This is a genomic window from Mailhella massiliensis (assembly GCF_020741395.1).
In the GTDB taxonomy this organism is placed as follows: Bacteria; Desulfobacterota; Desulfovibrionia; order Desulfovibrionales; family Desulfovibrionaceae; genus Mailhella; species Mailhella massiliensis_A.
Genome location: NZ_DYZA01000003.1, coordinates 1 through 15,744, shown reverse-complemented (window position 1 = coordinate 15,744; position 15,744 = coordinate 1). Strand labels below are relative to the sequence as shown.

Here is a 15,744-nt window from a genome sequence, read left to right as displayed (position 1 = left end):
TTTTGTAACCCAAAAACTGAGCTGCTGTAGCCTATTGAAATTTTTGGCGTCCCCAGGCGGATTTGAACCGCCGTTGACGGCGTGAAAGGCCGCTGTCCTGGGCCGGCTAGACGATGGGGACATATTTTGCTGTGGCTGGGCTACAAGGACTCGAACCTTGATTATCGGAGCCAGAATCCGACGTCCTGCCAATTGAACGATAGCCCATCAGCGAAGATGGACTCTATCAGGAATCCCGACGATGTCAAGAATTATGTCGGAAATTTTTTAAAATTTTTCAACCTCCCTCAACCGAGCCTGCGGTGAGAAGAAAATCGTATGATAATCAAATGACATATCCACCAGACGGCAATGACTGAGAGCAATCCGATCAGCCAGCCGACAAGAATATCAAAGGGATAGTTCTTGCCCACATAAATCTGGGAAAACCCCACACAGAACGGCAGGAGGTACACCCACGGATTGGAACGGTAGAACAGCATGGACAGTACCACAGCCACGGCCATGCATGCTGCGGCTGGCGAAGAAGGCATAGAGCCGCCCAGAGTTTCGGTTTCCGTGGTATCTTCATTAATGACCAGCCACTGTTCCGTGGCGGTGTCGTAATAATTTGCCCCCATGACTACCTGACAGGGCCTTTCCCGATCTATGGAGGACTTGAGAGCGCTGGTGGTGATATCCGTCACGCCCACGGAAAGCCCCATAAGCAACACCAGCATGAGCACGCGGCCCACAGGCTCCAGAGAACTGCGCCAGCAGTGTACGGCGTAGGCCGTCACGCAGATGAGCGCACCCACCCACATGAGCCAGACCTGCGAAAACAGGGGCATGATGAAGTTGAATACCGCGTTATGCACCGATACGTTGAGGACTTCAAACAAAGACTGGTCGATAATCTGGAACATAGGGGCCTCGTTATGGGTGATGGCTCCGCACCGAGGGCGGAAGATACCGGTTTTCTCAATATACGAACATCCGCGGGCGCATGCGGCCCGGGTTCACCTACTCTATGCCGCCTGCGGCGTCGCCGTCAATCACGGCATCCCCAAGGCGGTTCTGCTCCCATTGCCAGCGGGCAAGACCGTTGAAGATATTTTTCCGCCGGACCTTGCTTCCCCCACACATGGCATCGAGCACGTCCATCATGTCCGCGCGCTTCGTTCTGCCCGCCGAGGGGCAGGGGTTGGAAAACACGGGCAGTTCCCACTGTCTGGCCGCACGCACGATTTCCGCCTTGGAAAGCAGCATGAGCGGCCGTATGACCTGAAGCGCCCCTCCGAAGAAAGGCTCGTTCATGCTCATGCCCGCCACCTTCCCCGTCTGGACAAGATTCATGAGAAAGTTGGAAACCAGGTCGTCGTTGTTGTGGCCGAAAGCAAGATGCGTGAGCCCGTACTCGCGGCAAAGGGTGAAAAGGCGCTTGCGGCGAAGGCGCGCGCAGTAGAAGCATGCGGAACTGCGCAGGTTCTCTTCCGAATGGCCGCGCGGCCCGTAGTCCGTCACTTCCAAATGGCCGGCAATACCCTCCTCCGCCAGCCACCGGGCCAGAGGGGCATGATTTTGAGGATCAAAGCCCGGGTTGAGATGAAGCGCCATGATCTCAAAGGGAAACGGCACGATGCGCCTCCGTATCTGCAAAACCTTAAGCAGCACGAAACTGTCCACTCCGCCCGACACGGCCACTCCCACCCGGGCGCCCGGGCGCAGCATGCCCGTACTCTGCATGGCCTTTCCCGCCGCTTTCACGCATACCTGCTGCGCATAGCTGAGCTTGCTTATCCGGCTCACTCCCCTTCTCTCCTCACTACGGTTGACACAAAAAATTCTTTACCCGGGGCAGCAAAACGAGGCAGGCCAAGAACATAAAAATGCGCCGACTGCCTCCCCTGCAGCCTTCTTTCCCATGAAGGTCCGCTCTTTTCCCGAAACACTCTTCCCGATCAGACAGAAACGGCGCGCCTTCCCGCACTCTGGACAGGCGCGCTCTGCAGAAAGCGCTTCATACGCCATTGTCACCCGGCCCGCACAGAAAACGCGGGCCGGAGCCGACGCGCTCTAGCTACTGAAGCATGCGCCCTGCACTCAGGACGACAGAAAGCAACGTGCGCACGCCGAATCCCGTTGCTCCCTTTGCATTGATGGGACTCTCGCCCATATCGGCGGCCGCCATATCGATGTGCGCCCAAGTCACGCCTTCACGGATGAACTGCTGAAGGAACACGGCCGCATGAATGGCCCCTCCCTCGCGCGGGCCGGAATTCACCATATCCGCACAGGGGCTTTTCAGAGCCTCAAGACTGGTGGCCGTCCAGAGCGGTAGCCTCCAGCTGCGCTCTCCCAGCTTCTCGCCCGCCGTACATAGTTCTCCGGCAAAGACGTCATCGCCGGAGAAGACTCCTGCCGTACCCAGGCCGAGCGCCACGGCACAGGCGCCGGTGAGGGTGGCTATATCCAGCATACGGAAAGGCCGGTAATGTTCCTGCGCCCAGGCAAGGGCATCGGCCAGCACGAGCCTGCCCTCTGCATCGGTATTCACGATTTCAATAGATTTGCCGTTCTTCGCAACAACGATATCCCCGGGACGCGTGGCATGCCCGCCGGGCATGTTCTCCGTGCAGGCCATGATACCTACCACGGGGCGCGCGGGCGCATGAGAGGCATCGAGCCTGCCCAAAGCTTCCATGACGCCGAGCACGGCAGCCGCACCGGACATGTCGCCTTTCATATCCTCCATACCCTTGGCGGGCTTCAGGCTGATGCCGCCGGAATCGAAGCAGAGCCCCTTGCCCACCAGAATCACCGGGGCGCGACCTTCCGCCCCCGCAGGAGTATATTCCACGACGGCCATGCGGGGCGCCTCGGCCGAGCCCTGGGCCACGGCCAGATAGGCGGCCATACCTTCGGCCGCAAGTTCCTCCGGCCCCAGCACACGAAACGCCATGCCGTACCGTGAAGCCACTTCCCGCGCCTTTTCCGCAAAGACGGAAGGCGTCATCACATTGGCAGGATCGTTCACCGCGTCCCTGGCAAGCGTAATACCCGCCGCCTCAGCCTCGGCCATACGAGCCGAAGTACGTACGGCATCTTCCACAAATTCCCCTTCCAACAAGAACGCCAGCCAACGCGGGTCGGCATGTTCGCTCTTCTTGCTCAACCAGCGCTCATAACGGTACAGGCCGAGAAAAGCGGAAAGCACAGTTTCCCGCACCAGAAAGGCAAAGTCCACTCCCAGCCTTGCCGCCACACGGGCCAGGGAAGTGCCGTCCACGCCCACGGTCTCCAGATCATATTCCCGGCAGCGATGAAGAGCACTGCCCACGGCATGACGGAAAGCCGTCATGTCCAGCTTGTCGCCTTTGCCGAGCCCTACGCCGAGCACTCGGGATATTTCCATGGCTCCGGGGCCGTAGAACATGGTCATTTCCCCCTTGCGGCCGCGAAAATCGCGCCACGCCGGGGCGATGCCGAGCCAGGGCGCGCGCTCCGCAAGCTCCGGGCAGGTCTGTTCCGCCTTTTCCCCCTCAAACACAAAACTGAGCGCCACATCGGCTTTCCACCGGGAAGGACCGCCGGCCTGAAAACGTATATCCATGGTTCACCTCAACAGGTTCAAATGATTGACACCGGACTCCACCGGCAGGCCGGAGGCGCAGGTATCCGCGCCCGAAAGAAGGGCATCCTCCATTTTCAAGGCCCGGCCATGTCCTCAGGGGCCGGAAGAGGACGCCCTAAGCTTCCCGCTTCGCCTCTCCCTCCTGATCCAGCCCCACGGCCCGGCGCAGCGCAGCCACTTCGGAAGAGGAAAGGGGGCGCACCCTGCCGGGCGCAAGAGCGCCGAGTTCCAGAGGCCCTTCCTTCACCCTTTTCAGGCGCAGGACGGTAAAGCCTACATCGCGACACATACGGCGTATCTGCCGGTTCAGCCCCTGACGAAGCACCATTTCCAGGACTATCCCCCGCGCAGAGGAAGTAGGCAGTACCCGCACTTCCACAGGAGCAAGGTTTTCTCCCTCGGCCAGAGTCATGCCCCGGCGCATGAGCGAAAGCGCCCCGGGCACGGAATCCTCGCCGTGTTCCGGCCGTACCAGCACATGGTAGACCTTGGCAAGATGCCAACGCGGATGGGTAAGCCGGTGCGCAAGCTCGCCGTCGTTGGAAAGCAGGATCAACCCTTCGGAAAAGTAGTCGAGTCTGCCTACGGGGAAAAGGCGCTTATGCCGCCAAGGCTCAGGCACAAGGTCGAGCACCGTTTCCCTCCCCTCAGGGTCGCTGGCCGTGGAAACGATGCGTACCGGCTTATTGAGCATAAGCCAGCAGGCTTTTTCCTCCGCCTGCTTGAGAACAACCGCCCGACCGTCCAGTTCCACGCAGTCGCCCGGCTCGACACGCAGGCCCGGACTGTCTGCTACGGCTCCGTTCACGCGAACCCTTCCGGCAAAAACAAGTTCATCGGCCCTGCGGCGCGAGCACACGCCCGCGTCGGCCAGGGTCTTATTCAATCTGATACCTTCCGCCACGCCGTTTCTCCGATGCTTACCGGGACATTCCCGGGAAAAAAGTCGCCATTCTCCTCTGGCACATCGGGATAATGTGGGCTATCATACCTTCCGTCAAGACCATTCCCCCAAGTAGGTATGTTTTTCCTCTCCTTCTAACAAAAACAGAGATATATGCATCTTCCCCCCTCTCTTACCTCTTCGCTCTTCACGCATCTCTACACGGCCATATGCGCCACGCTCCGCATCAGGGAAGAAAACCGCGCGGAAGTCGACGCCATACACGCCCGGGGAGAACGTCTTATTTTCTGCCTCTGGCACGACGAGCTTTTTTCCCTTATTCCGGTGGCGCGGCACCTGCGCGTGGTTTCCATCGTCAGCCCGAGTTCCGACGGGGATATGCTGGCCCGAATCCTCGCTTCAAAAAACGTCGGCGCGGTGCGCGGTTCCAGCACGCGCGGAGGGGTGCGCGCACTGCTCAGCCTCGCGCGCATGATGAAGCAGGAGCTGGTTCATGCCTGCATTACCGTGGACGGCCCGGCCGGCCCGCGCCACAAGACCAAGGAAGGCCCGTTCTTTCTTGCCAACCGCACCAATGCCCGCATCATGCCGGTACGCATCTACCAAAAACACGTCCTGCGATGCCCTACTTGGGACAAATTTCAAATTCCCCTGCCCTTTTCCGGCGTGACTATCCGCTTCGGCCACGCATGGGACGAGGGAACGAAAGAAATTCCCGACATTGAGGAAAGTACCATGGAACGTGCCCGCACCCGCCTGGAAAAAGAACTGCATGAACTTGCCGTAGGGCTTATTCCCGGAGTCTCCGCATGACAGGAAGCGAACGATTCCGCCTCGCCCTTCTGCGCGCCGCAGGCAGCTTCCTGCGTCTTCTGGGATTTCCCGGCATAGCGCTGCTCGGCAACGGCGTAGGCCACCTCATCTGGTATCTGGTGCCTTCCCGGCGCAGGCTCGCCGTGAACAACATCATGCGTCACCTCGGCATGACGGAAAAGGAAGCGGAAAAAACGGCCCACGCCAGCTTCTGCCATACCGGCCGCTCCTTCCTCGAAATCCTGCTCACCGGATCATTCGGCATGCGTTCCCCGCGCCTGCGCATAGAATCGCCTGAGCTCATGGAAAGGCTGCGCGCCTGCGAGAGGCCCATCGTGGCGGCCACGGCACATTTCGGTTCATGGGAGCTTCTGGCCTCCATGCTGGGGCAGCTCTACGCGCCGCCGAGGCCCCGCATGGTGGTGGTACGCCGCTATCACGACGAGGCCGTGCAGTCCTTCATCGCCTCCTGCCGCGAAGCCACGGGAGCAGACATGGTGGGCCACAGAAACGCTGCCATGAGCGTGATACGCGCCCTGCACCACAAGGGCATCGTGGCCTTTCTGGTGGATCACAACACCTCTCCCGCGGAAGCGGAATTTCTGCCTTTCCTGGACGAGGTTGCAGCCGTGAACATGGGACCGGCCCTGCTCGCCGTGCGGGCAAAGGCGCTTATCTGGCCGGTAGCCCTTGTGCGCGACGGAGAAAATTATGTGTTCCGTCAGCAGGAACCTCTGGACACTACGATTCTCGCAGGTTCCCGCGACGAACAGGTGAAGGCTGCGGCCGCCTTCTACACCCGGGCCATAGAGCGCTTCATCCGCGACAATCCCGAGCAGTGGTTCTGGATGCACAACCGATGGAAAACCAGAGAACTGCCCGGAACATGACTGTTCCGGAAAAAGACGCCTCCGCATAAAGCCTGCAGGCGTCTTGCATGCGGCTGCGGACTTTTTCACGGTGCCGCCCCGGGCAAAAATTCTTGCGCCTTCCTTCGGGCAAGGAAAGCCATGGCCCGACCGGGCATCTCCCCTGAGCTTCCGTGCAAAGAAACACGACGTTGTCGCGGGTGATTTTAAAAAGATTCCTGATAGCGTAACCACGCGGGGCAAAACGCAGTTATGGCGCTTTGCCCCGCTGCTCTGCTTTCAGAAAATATTCCTTCAACGGCGACCTTTCCCGAAAAAATCCGCCGTCTTTTACCAGCCCCCGCCGAGGGCCACGCACACCTGCACTATGGCGGAAAGCTGCGACGCGCGGCGTGAGGCAAGGTTCATCTGCGCACCGTACAGGGTGCGTTCCGCTTCCAACACATCCAGATAGGGGGAATATCCCGCCGCATAGCGCGCCCTTGCCAAATTCGCCGCCTTTTCCATGCGGGCGGAAGCCTCGGCAAGGTTTTTCACACTTTCGGCCATACCCTGCTGGGCGGCAAGGGAGGATCGTATGTCGGAAAAGGCCTGCTGTACCGCCTTCTCATACGCAGCCGCCGCCTCATGCAGCGAGGCCTCGGCCTGCCTCACGCTGCTCAGGGTCCGGCCGAAGGTGAATATCGGAAAAGAAGCGCTCCCGCCGAAACTCCATGTACCTGCCGGGCCGGTAAAAAGGTCGTTCAGCGCCGCGCTTGCCGCGCCGAGTCCGGCGGTCAGACTTATGGATGGGAAAAAGGCGGCCCGTGCCTCCCCTACCTGAAAATGCGCAGCGCGAAGCGCGGCTTCCGCCGAAAGAATATCCGGCCTGCGGTTCAGAAGTTCCGAAGGAAGCCCTTCAGGAAGCTGAGGCAGAGCGACAATATCCTCAAGGCTCGCCGTGCCTTTCGCCCGCGCGGAAAAAATACGCTCCGGCGAGGCTCCCGTCAGAAGCAGAAGCGCGCTTTCCGCCTGCTCCAGCCTTGTTTTCGCCTGGGCCAGGCTGTCCTTCAATTCGTCCACCTGCGTGCGGGCATTCAGGATATCCAGTTCGCTGATGGCGCCCGCAGCATACTGCTTTTCATAAAGCTCCGTGGAACTCTCCCTTGAAGCAAGGGTCCTTTCGGAAAGTTCGCGCTGTGCGGCGTAGTTCAGCATATCAAAATAGGCGGAGCATACCTGCCCGGCCACGGAAAGTTCCAGCGCCCGCCGCGCCTCTTCGGCCGAAAGAAGATTCTCTTCCGCAGCGGACGCGGCGTTACGGTAGCGCCCCCAGATATCCAGCTCCCACGCAGCCTGCACCGCACCGGACCACACCGAGCTCACGCGCGAAGGGGAGGAAACTCCCCTGCGGGGCCTCCCTTCCAACGCGCTCACGCGCTCTTCCAGAAGCCCAACCTCCTCCATCACCCCGTAGGTGGGGGTTGCGTCAAGGCTAGCCCGGCTGCGCTCCCCGCTTCCCTGAGCGGAAAACTGCGGAAAGAGCTCCGACCGCGCCATGCCGAGGGAGGCGCGCGCCGCCTCCACACGGGCAAGGCTCTGTGCAAGATCGCGGTTATGGGCAAGGGCCGAGGCCACAAGCTCATTCAAGGTCTCATCCTGAAAGCGCCGCCACCATTCCCGCGAAAGAAGTTCCCTCCTTTCGCAGGCCTCTTCGCCCCATGATGCGGGAAGTTCCTGTTCCGGCCGATGATATTCCGGCGCAAAGGAACAGCCCGAAACCCATATTGCCGCCACAAGCGCCGCTACGGCTTTCTTCATGATTTTCCCTCCTCACGCGACGCGCCGGAAAGCCTCTCCGAGATGCGCATGACCAGCACGAAGAAATACGGCACGAGCAGCGGGGCCAGAACCGTGGCCGCCAGCATGCCGCACACCACGCTCACGCCGATGGAAACGCGGCTCGCCGCGCCAGCGCCGCTGCTGAAAGCCAGAGGCAGACAGCCCAGAATAAAGGCTATGGACGTCATGATGATGGGCCGGAAGCGCAGTCTCGAAGCTTCCACGGCGGCTTCTTCCAGCGTTCTTCCCTGCCCGCGCAGTTCTACCGCGAATTCGATGATGAGAATGGCGTTCTTGCAGGCCAGACCCAGAAGCGTGATAATGGCCACCTGTGTGTAAATATCGTTGGAAAGCCCTACGAGCCAGTTGCCGAAAATGGCCCCGAACACCGCAAAGGGTACGGCGGAAAGCACGGCTGCCGGCAGGCTCCAGCGCTCATACTGAGCAGCGAGAATGAGAAAGATCATGAGCACGCTGAGTCCCAGCACGGAAAAATCTGTGCCGCCGGTCTCCACTTCCTGATACGTCACGCCGGACCAGGCATAACTGTAGCCCTGAGGCAGGGCGGCGGCCGCCTCCTCCAGAGCGGCTATGGCCTGTCCGGAACTTGCGCCCGGCGCGGGGCTGCCCGTGATCTTGGCGGACAAAAGCCCGTTGAAGTGGGAAACGCTGTCCGGCCCGCCGCTGGTCTTCACCGTCACCAGAGAGGTGAGCGGTATCTGCTCACCGGAGGAGGACGCCACATACAGCGACCGCATGCTGTCGGGCAGGCTCCGGTACTGCTCATCGGCCTGCATCATCACCTTGAAGGTTCGGCCGTAGAGATTGAAGTCGTTGATGTAGGTGGAGCCCAGCGTGGCCCCCAGCATGTTGAAGACCTCGGCGCAGTCCACGCCGGACATCATGGCCTTTTCCCTGTCGAGCTCCACAAAAAGCCTGGGAGAAGCCACGCTGAAGGCGCTGCTCACACGGGAAAGCTCCGGTCGTTTTGAGGCCTCGGCGGCAAAACGGGAGGCGGTTGCGGCAAGTTCGGCGGGAGTGCCGGACGTGGTCTGTATTTCCATTTCAAAGCCGCCGGTATTGCTCATGCCCATGATGGGCGGCGGATTGAAGGGCAGAACCATGCCCCGGCTTTCCGCAAGGCCTAAGGCATAGATGCGCCGCAGCGTCTCATCGAGGCTGAGGCCCAGCTTTTCGCGCTCCTCCCAGGGCCTGAGCTGTATGAACAGCGTACCCGAGCTCGTGTTCAGGGTACTGTTGATGAGGTCGTAGCCGGAAAGGCTGAGTACATGGGCTACGGCAGGAAGTTCGCGCACCTTTCTGCTCACGTCCATGACAAGCTCGCGCGTTTTGGGCAGGGCCGAACCTTCCGGCAGGGAAATGGTACACATGAGAGAACCCTGATCCTCCTCCGGCACCAGAGTCGTGGGTACACGGCTGAACAATTCTGCCGTGGCGGCGGAAAGCCCCAGAAGGATAAGGAAGGAAAACGCGCCGTGCCGGAGGAAGAAACCTACCAAGCGGGCAAACCCCTCAGTCACGGCATCGAAAAAACGATTGAACCAGCGGAAAGGAGCCCAGGCTTCCCGACGCTTTTTCTTCAGAAGCAGAAGACACAATGCAGGTGTAAGAGTCAACGCCACCACACCGGAAATGACTACGGCCATGGCGATGGTCACGGCGAACTGTCGGTACATCACGCCGGCAAGGCCGCCGAGAAAGCCCACGGGAATGAACACGCTGCACAGCACGAGCACTATGGCGACAACGGCGGAAGTCACCTCGTTCATGGCCATGGCCGTAGCTCCGGCCACATCGAGGCTCTCGTCATGCAGGACGCGCTCCACATTTTCCAGAACCACTATGGCATCGTCCACAACCATGCCGATAGCCAGGACCAGGGCGAACAGCGTGAGTGTATTGATGGAAAAATCCAGCAGATAGACCCCGGCGAAAGTGCCTACCAGGGCTATGGGCACGGCAAGGCAGGGAATGAGCGTGGCGCGCCAGTCCTGAAGGAAGAGATAGACCACGGCGAACACGAGCAGCATGGCCTCCACAAGGGTGCGCACCACCTCTTCCACGGAAAGGCGCACGAATATGGTAGTGTCGTAGGGCACCATGTAGTCCATGCCCGTGGGGAAGAACTTTGCCTGCTCCTCCATATAGGCGGCCACGCGGCCTGCGGTATCCAGGGCGTTGCTGCCCGGGGCGAGAAATATGGCCAGAGGAATGGCGGTGGCGCCGTCTATGGCACAGGCGAAATTGTAGCTTTCCGCCCCGAGTTCCACACGGCCCACGTCGCGCAGTCGCAGAACTCCTCCTTCGGGAGAGGCGCGAAGAATAATATCTCCGAACTCCTCCGCCGTGACCAGCCGCCCCTTTGCCTGAAGCTGCCACGTCATGGAAAGTGCGTCCGAACCGGGCTGGCTCCCCACGCTGCCCAGGGAATACTGAGCGTTCTGGTCGTTCACGGCCTGCGCAATATCACTGGTACTTATGCCGAGCTGCGCCATGCGCGGCGGGTCGAGCCAGATGCGCATGGCATGGTCGCGGCTGCCCAGTATCTGAGCCTGCCCCACACCGGGTACGCGCTTGAGCCCGTCCAAAAGGTTCACCAGAGCGTAATTGCTGAGGTAGGTTGCATCGTACATGCCCCCTTGGGAATACAGGGCCACTATTTCCAGTATGGCGGGGGAAAAGGTATCCACCGTCACGCCGTACTGGCGCACGATTTCCGGCAGCATGGGCACGGCGGCCTGCACCCTGTTGTTCACGTTCACCTGGGCGATATCGGGATCCGTCCCCACGGCGAAAGTCACGGAAATCTGCATGGAACCGCTGGAGGAGCTGACGGAACTCATATAGATCATGTCGGATACTCCGTTGATCTGCTCCTCTATAGGTGTAGCCACCGTCTGCGCGATGATCTCGGGGCTGGCCCCGGGGTACTGCGCGTTCACCGATATGGTGGGAGGAATAAGGTCGGGGTACTGGGCCACGGGAAGCTCGCGTATGGACAATATCCCCGCCAGCACGATGAACAGGGAAAGCACCATGGAAAGCACTGGGCGCCGCAGAAAGAATCCCGGCCTGGGCGCGACGGGAATATGCCTGCCCTGCCCGGCAGGTATGTCGTTGTGAGAATCATCACTCATGCGGGGCCTCCTTTACAGGGGAAACGGGTGCAGGGGCAGCTTCCACGCCTCTGCCCGTCACCGGGTTCGAGGAATCCGGCGTATCCAGAGAATCCCCTTTGAGTTCCTGACGCATGAGCGTCGGCTCCACCTTCTCTCCGGGAGTCGCCTTGTTCTGGCCCTGCACCACCACCTTCTGCCCGGCCTCCAGCCCCTTTTCCACCAGAAAGTAACTTCCGAAGGCAGGCCCCAACGTCACAGGGGCAAGAGAAACCTTATCTCCCTCCTCCAGCACATAAACTTCCGGCCCACGCTCCGTCTGCATAAGGGCTTCCTGCGGAAGCATGACGGCCCCCACAAGCTTCGCTCCGCCTACGCGCACGATGACGAACTGCCCGGGCAGGAGCGTCCCGTCCGGATTGGGAAAGCGGGCCTTGGCACGCACAGCGCTCGTTGCGGTATCCACCTGCGTATCCAGAAAAATCACCACGCCCTGTCTGCCGTACTCCACCCCCTCCATAAGGCGAAGTTCCGCTGCCGAGCCTTTTCCGTAACTGACGGCCCTGCCGCCCGCCTCCATTTCGCGCATGGTGAAAAGTTCCACCCCGGGCACAGAAAACTGAACATCCATGGGGTCGCTCTGATTGATGAAGGTGAGCGTGCTCTCCGGCGTGACCAGGGAGCCCACGGTAGTGACTTCCCGGCTGGTCCAGCCGGAAACGGGGGCTTCCACACGGCAGTATCCCAGGCGCAGGCCGGCCTCGTCGCAGGCCGCCTTCGCCGTTTCCACCTGCGCCTGCGCGCCCCGGAAGGCGGCATAGGCGCTGTCGAGCTGCTGACGGCTCACGGCGTTGTCCTGAGAGAGCCTGCGCACGCGCTCATATTCCTTCCGCGCGTTCTCCAAGGTGCTTGAGGCCTGCGCAAGCTGCCCCTGCGCCTGTTCTAGGGCCGCTTTGTAGGGCGCGTTATCAATATCGAACAAAGGCGCGCCCTTTTCCACATAGGAGCCTTCCTCAAAAAGGCGTTTCTGCAATATGCCCGTCACCTGCGGCTTTATCGCCGCAGAATGACTGCCCTGCGTCTGCCCCATGAACGTGGCGTGCAAAGGAACATCCATGCGGGCAAGCTCCACCGCCGTCACCACGGGAGGCGGAGCTTCCGCCCGGCCGGATGATTTTCCGTCGCCGTCGCAGGCTGCAAGAAAAAAGCACAGCCCAGCCGCTGCCGCCACGCGCAAGATTGTCATGAGCCTTCCTCCTCATCGTAAGCACGTCCGCCCGGAAAATGCCGGGGCGGCCCTTTGCCGGAACAGCCCGAAAACATATCACCGCCGCCTCTCCCCAGCCGACGTGCGCCCGGGTGCGCCGCCACAGCGGCGCATTGACAAAAAAACAGGCAAACGTAGATTATGACGGACTCCCTTCCCTTTTAATATGGCAATAAAACGCGCGTCCATGAGGTTCTGTATGAGTCCGTTTATTCTTCGAGGTTTCCTGATCGGCAGCTCCGTCGGTATCTTCGCCGTACTTTTCGGCTTCGTGAACACGGCGGAAGGCATAGTGTTCGGCTCCACCATGGGACTGCTTGCGGGGCTCACGTCCGCGAAGCTCTATGAAAAAAGGATGCGGGATAAAAAGAAGGACTGACGCGGCTCGTCTTCCTGCGGAAGGCTGCCTCTGAAGACTTTCGGGCAGCCTCGCAGCCATAAAAAAGAGCGGCTCCTCAAAGAACCGCTCCTCAGCTTTTCAAAACTGTCCGCGCTCGAAGGAAAAATGAGCTTATGCCCCGCGCTTTGCGCAGAACTTCAACCTCTGCGAGAGAAACACCAGCGCACGGCTGAACGAAGGCTCATCTTCCGCAAGTGACGAGGGACGCGGCAGCTGTATGACGAGTCTGCCGTTCACCCGCTCCTCGCAGAAAGGGAAAAGTGTTTTCGGCATGGAAAGCGCATCCCGCGTATCGGAGCCGAAAAGCAGCAACACCCTCGGGTTCAGAAGCTTCACACCCGACCAGAACAACGCGGCTCCGTTCTCTTCCCCGGGAAGGTTGCAGGGCCAGAACACATGGGTGCCTCCGGGGTGCCTGAGTTCCATGAGCATGCGCACGATGACTTTACGGCGCTTCTCATCGGGCACGCCGGTCAGATCCTCCCCAAGGCCGAAATACGACCACAGAACCAGCGGACAAGGAGGCAGAGGACGGCGGTTTTTGAGCGCAAGCCATGTTTCCGGCCAGCTCTCCACAGGCTGAGCTCCGGGAGTAACGAGAATATCCGTACCGGAAGGCTCCCGCGCAGGGCATGTCACGGTTGAAGTTTTCTTCACAGCTGGTGCGGCGCGGCACGGCGATGCCGCGACTTCTCCGCCTTTCGAACCACTCCTTTCTGCGGAAACGGAAGGTACGGGAGGCTCCCTGCGGGCCGCCTCCGGCTTCCGCTGCAGCTCAAAAACACGCTCCTCGCTTTCCAGAAGCAGCGCGGAAAGCCCGGCCTTGAGCCACGGGCGCGCTATGACGGAACGGCCCATCATACGGTCAGTGAACGGACCCAGTCGATGATCTTCCAGGCCACCTGAGGTTTGGGCATATCGGGCCATATCTCCTCACGGCCCTGCGCGTCGGCCACATACACGCGGTTGGCCGCGCGGCCGAAGCCGTCGGCAATACGGTTGCCCACAATCATATCCGCGCCCTTGCGCTCAAGCTTGTGATGCACGGCAAGACCCAGGGCATCCATGTCGGGCACGCTCTCGGCGGCAAAGCCCACCACGACCTGACCTTCGGACCGCTCCTCCGCCAGCGTGCGGAGTATGTCGGCATTGGGCAGAAAATTCAGACTGAAACCGTCCTCGGCCCTGTCCTTCTTGAACTTGCCCGGGCCGTGCGGTTCCGGGCTGAAATCCGCCACCGCGGCGGTGAACACGCCCACATCCGCGCTTTTCCACAGTGCTCGGGCAGCCTCCAGCATTTCCTTCGCGCTTGTCACGTTGTGACGATGGAAGGCGCTGTCCTCAGGCATCCACACGTCCACGGGACCGCATACGGTATGCACTTCCGCGCCGCGCAGCCAGGCCGCCACGGCGATGGAGGCGCCCATCACTCCCGTAGAAGCATTGGTCCAGAAGCGCACGTCGTCCCATGCCTCGCGGGTGGGGCCGAGGGTAATCATGACGGACCTGCCTTCCATGTCCTGCGGAGTAAGAGCCTTAAGCCCGGCAAGGTAAATCATGCGCAGATCGGCAAGGCGTCCCTGCCCCTCGTCGTGGCAGGCGACCACACCGCTGTCCGGCCCCACGAACATGAATCCCCTCTCGCGCAGAATCTCCACATTGGCCTGCGTGGCGGGGTTGCGCCACATGCGCGGGTTCATGGCAGGGGCCAGCACCACGGGGCCGTCGAAGGCAAGCGCCTGGGCGGAAAGCATGTCGTCTGCCCTGCCCTGGGCGAGGCGGGCCAGCATATCCGCCGTGGCGGGAGCAATAACCATGGCATGAGCGACCTGCCCCGGCTCCAGATGCTCGAAGGGAGCTTCCCCACTGAACATGTCCCCGTACACCGGCGACGCACCGAGAGCCTCAAAGGTAAGCGGCGTGATAAACTTCCGCGCAGATGCCGTGAGCGTGGCGCTGACCCCCGCCCCCGTATCCTGCCATCGGTGCACAAGTTCAGCCGCACGGAAAGCGGCTACGGAGCCGCATACGCCAAGATGAATCCTCTTATCCGCAAAACGCTTGAACAGCAGATGCTTTTCCATGCCGCAACCCTGAAAAGATAAAAGAGGAAAAAGCGCGTTCACCGCTGAAGCGGCCGCTCCGCAGCGTTTCAGAACGATTTTCCGCTCACCGCAAACGCAGCCTTGCGCTCCTGCCTTCTGAAATCGCCTCTGGAGGACACTCCGTTATTCCGAAAGTTTGGTCACCTGACCGGAAGAAACATCGGTATAGGTGGAGGGAGCCCCGGAATAGCCGGAGCTGGAGCCGGAATAAGAGGAGGAAAGCCCGTTGCTGTGCATCTCAGGCACGAGGCTCAGAATATCCACATTCACGCCGTTGACTACCCACACATCCATGGAGGTGTTCACCATACCCTCGCGGTAGAAAATTGCCGCATAATGGGGAGCCTTTTCATAAAGCTGCACGGAACGCACGCCTACGCTGGAACCGCGCAGCTGCCAGCCCTGGCGGGCCATGTTCTGCATCATGATATTGGCGAGGGATGTTCCGTCCACACGGCCGCTGAAGGACTCCAGGCCGAATTTGCTTCCGTCGGGCGCCACGGTCACCAGGGTCTCGGAGGGAATGGTACTCATGGGCGCAGGGATGGGCACGTCACGGAACTGGGAAATGTAGGTTTCCGTGATGCTGGGCTGTTCAAAAGGATTGCTGATGGAAGGCATGCTGGAACAGCCGGCGAGCATCAGGGCCGCGGCCAGTCCTGCGAACATCGTGCGGGCTTTCATGAAAAACACCTCCGAAAGGGAAGATACTTGCGCAAAAAAACAAATCATACACGGCGGCAAAGGGTATATTCCCCCTGCTGTGCACTGTTACCCTATGCTAAAACGGTAGGATGTGCAAACGCCTTTCCCTT

The 15,744-nt window shown here is 60.5% G+C and carries 13 protein-coding genes and 2 tRNA genes; 3 read left to right on the top strand and 12 right to left on the bottom strand.

Going from position 1 to position 15,744, the window contains the following annotated elements; translation table 11 throughout:
- Positions 1 to 44 precede the first annotated feature (44 nt).
- The 6 genes from K8W16_RS00150 to K8W16_RS00125 form a co-directional block, all read right to left on the bottom strand.
- Positions 45 to 121: transfer RNA gene (locus K8W16_RS00150), tRNA-Glu, on the bottom strand.
- A gap of 11 nt (positions 122 to 132) precedes the next feature.
- Positions 133 to 207: transfer RNA gene (locus tag K8W16_RS00145), tRNA-Gln, on the bottom strand.
- A gap of 80 nt (positions 208 to 287) precedes the next feature.
- Positions 288 to 905: a phosphatase PAP2 family protein gene (locus K8W16_RS00140; RefSeq protein ID WP_304120110.1), complete on the bottom strand. Its 618-nt coding sequence runs from the start codon at positions 903 to 905 to the stop codon at positions 288 to 290.
- Between the two features lie 97 nt (positions 906 to 1,002).
- Entirely contained in the window at positions 1,003 to 1,788 is a 786-nt protein-coding gene (locus K8W16_RS00135) for a tRNA 2-thiocytidine biosynthesis TtcA family protein (protein ID WP_304120108.1), read from the bottom strand.
- 271 nt (positions 1,789 to 2,059) lie between these two features.
- Complete coding sequence (locus tag K8W16_RS00130) at positions 2,060 to 3,592, bottom strand: M17 family metallopeptidase (RefSeq protein ID WP_304120106.1); 1,533 nt, start codon at positions 3,590 to 3,592, stop codon at positions 2,060 to 2,062.
- 136 nt (positions 3,593 to 3,728) lie between these two features.
- Positions 3,729 to 4,517: a pseudouridine synthase gene (locus K8W16_RS00125; protein WP_304120104.1), complete on the bottom strand. Its 789-nt coding sequence runs from the start codon at positions 4,515 to 4,517 to the stop codon at positions 3,729 to 3,731.
- Positions 4,518 to 4,670: 153 nt separating this feature from the next.
- Here K8W16_RS00125 and K8W16_RS00120 point away from each other — a divergent pair, with 153 nt between their 5' ends.
- Both K8W16_RS00120 and K8W16_RS00115 read left to right on the top strand, forming a co-directional pair.
- A complete protein-coding gene (locus tag K8W16_RS00120) occupies positions 4,671 to 5,330 on the top strand; it encodes a lysophospholipid acyltransferase family protein (protein WP_304120102.1) in 660 nt (219 codons plus the stop codon).
- Complete coding sequence (locus K8W16_RS00115; RefSeq protein WP_304120101.1) at positions 5,327 to 6,220, top strand: lysophospholipid acyltransferase family protein; 894 nt, start codon at positions 5,327 to 5,329, stop codon at positions 6,218 to 6,220. Before K8W16_RS00120 ends, K8W16_RS00115 begins: the two co-directional genes overlap by 4 nt.
- A gap of 309 nt (positions 6,221 to 6,529) precedes the next feature.
- Here K8W16_RS00115 and K8W16_RS00110 read toward each other — a convergent pair whose 3' ends face one another.
- Genes K8W16_RS00110 through K8W16_RS00100 form a run of 3 tightly spaced genes read right to left on the bottom strand, consistent with a single transcriptional unit; the run spans position 6,530 to position 12,403 of the window.
- Positions 6,530 to 7,999, bottom strand: a complete 1,470-nt coding sequence (locus K8W16_RS00110) for an efflux transporter outer membrane subunit (protein ID WP_304120100.1) — start codon at positions 7,997 to 7,999, stop codon at positions 6,530 to 6,532.
- Complete coding sequence (locus tag K8W16_RS00105; protein ID WP_304120098.1) at positions 7,996 to 11,178, bottom strand: efflux RND transporter permease subunit; 3,183 nt, start codon at positions 11,176 to 11,178, stop codon at positions 7,996 to 7,998. The genes K8W16_RS00110 and K8W16_RS00105 overlap by 4 nt, the downstream gene beginning before the upstream one ends.
- Positions 11,171 to 12,403: an efflux RND transporter periplasmic adaptor subunit gene (locus K8W16_RS00100; protein WP_304120096.1), complete on the bottom strand. Its 1,233-nt coding sequence runs from the start codon at positions 12,401 to 12,403 to the stop codon at positions 11,171 to 11,173. The genes K8W16_RS00105 and K8W16_RS00100 overlap by 8 nt, the downstream gene beginning before the upstream one ends.
- A gap of 220 nt (positions 12,404 to 12,623) precedes the next feature.
- On the opposite strand from K8W16_RS00100, the gene K8W16_RS00095 reads away from it, so the two are divergent.
- Positions 12,624 to 12,803 (top strand): hypothetical protein, encoded by a 180-nt coding sequence (locus K8W16_RS00095; RefSeq protein ID WP_304120094.1) that lies wholly within the window; start codon positions 12,624 to 12,626, stop codon positions 12,801 to 12,803.
- 132 nt (positions 12,804 to 12,935) lie between these two features.
- Here K8W16_RS00095 and K8W16_RS00090 read toward each other — a convergent pair whose 3' ends face one another.
- The 3 genes from K8W16_RS00090 to K8W16_RS00080 form a co-directional block, all read right to left on the bottom strand.
- Entirely contained in the window at positions 12,936 to 13,685 is a 750-nt protein-coding gene (locus tag K8W16_RS00090; RefSeq protein WP_304120092.1) for a hypothetical protein, read from the bottom strand.
- Positions 13,682 to 14,908: a bifunctional phosphopantothenoylcysteine decarboxylase/phosphopantothenate--cysteine ligase CoaBC gene (coaBC, locus tag K8W16_RS00085; RefSeq protein WP_304120090.1), complete on the bottom strand. Its 1,227-nt coding sequence runs from the start codon at positions 14,906 to 14,908 to the stop codon at positions 13,682 to 13,684. The genes K8W16_RS00090 and coaBC overlap by 4 nt, the downstream gene beginning before the upstream one ends.
- 144 nt (positions 14,909 to 15,052) lie before the next feature.
- Complete coding sequence (locus tag K8W16_RS00080; protein WP_304120088.1) at positions 15,053 to 15,613, bottom strand: hypothetical protein; 561 nt, start codon at positions 15,611 to 15,613, stop codon at positions 15,053 to 15,055.
- Positions 15,614 to 15,744: the final 131 nt, after the last annotated feature.

Coding starts and splice junctions, on each gene's coding strand:
- K8W16_RS00140 (WP_304120110.1), bottom strand. CDS start 905: ATGTTCCAGATTATCGACCAGTCTTTGTTTGAAGTCCTCAACGTATCG.
- K8W16_RS00130 (WP_304120106.1), bottom strand. CDS start 3,592: ATGGATATACGTTTTCAGGCCGGCGGTCCTTCCCGGTGGAAAGCCGAT.
- K8W16_RS00120 (WP_304120102.1), top strand. CDS start 4,671: ATGCATCTTCCCCCCTCTCTTACCTCTTCGCTCTTCACGCATCTCTAC.
- K8W16_RS00115 (WP_304120101.1), top strand. CDS start 5,327: ATGACAGGAAGCGAACGATTCCGCCTCGCCCTTCTGCGCGCCGCAGGC.
- K8W16_RS00110 (WP_304120100.1), bottom strand. CDS start 7,999: ATGAAGAAAGCCGTAGCGGCGCTTGTGGCGGCAATATGGGTTTCGGGC.
- K8W16_RS00105 (WP_304120098.1), bottom strand. CDS start 11,178: ATGAGTGATGATTCTCACAACGACATACCTGCCGGGCAGGGCAGGCAT.
- K8W16_RS00100 (WP_304120096.1), bottom strand. CDS start 12,403: ATGACAATCTTGCGCGTGGCGGCAGCGGCTGGGCTGTGCTTTTTTCTT.
- K8W16_RS00095 (WP_304120094.1), top strand. CDS start 12,624: ATGAGTCCGTTTATTCTTCGAGGTTTCCTGATCGGCAGCTCCGTCGGT.
- K8W16_RS00090 (WP_304120092.1), bottom strand. CDS start 13,685: ATGATGGGCCGTTCCGTCATAGCGCGCCCGTGGCTCAAGGCCGGGCTT.
- coaBC (WP_304120090.1), bottom strand. CDS start 14,908: ATGGAAAAGCATCTGCTGTTCAAGCGTTTTGCGGATAAGAGGATTCAT.
- K8W16_RS00080 (WP_304120088.1), bottom strand. CDS start 15,613: ATGAAAGCCCGCACGATGTTCGCAGGACTGGCCGCGGCCCTGATGCTC.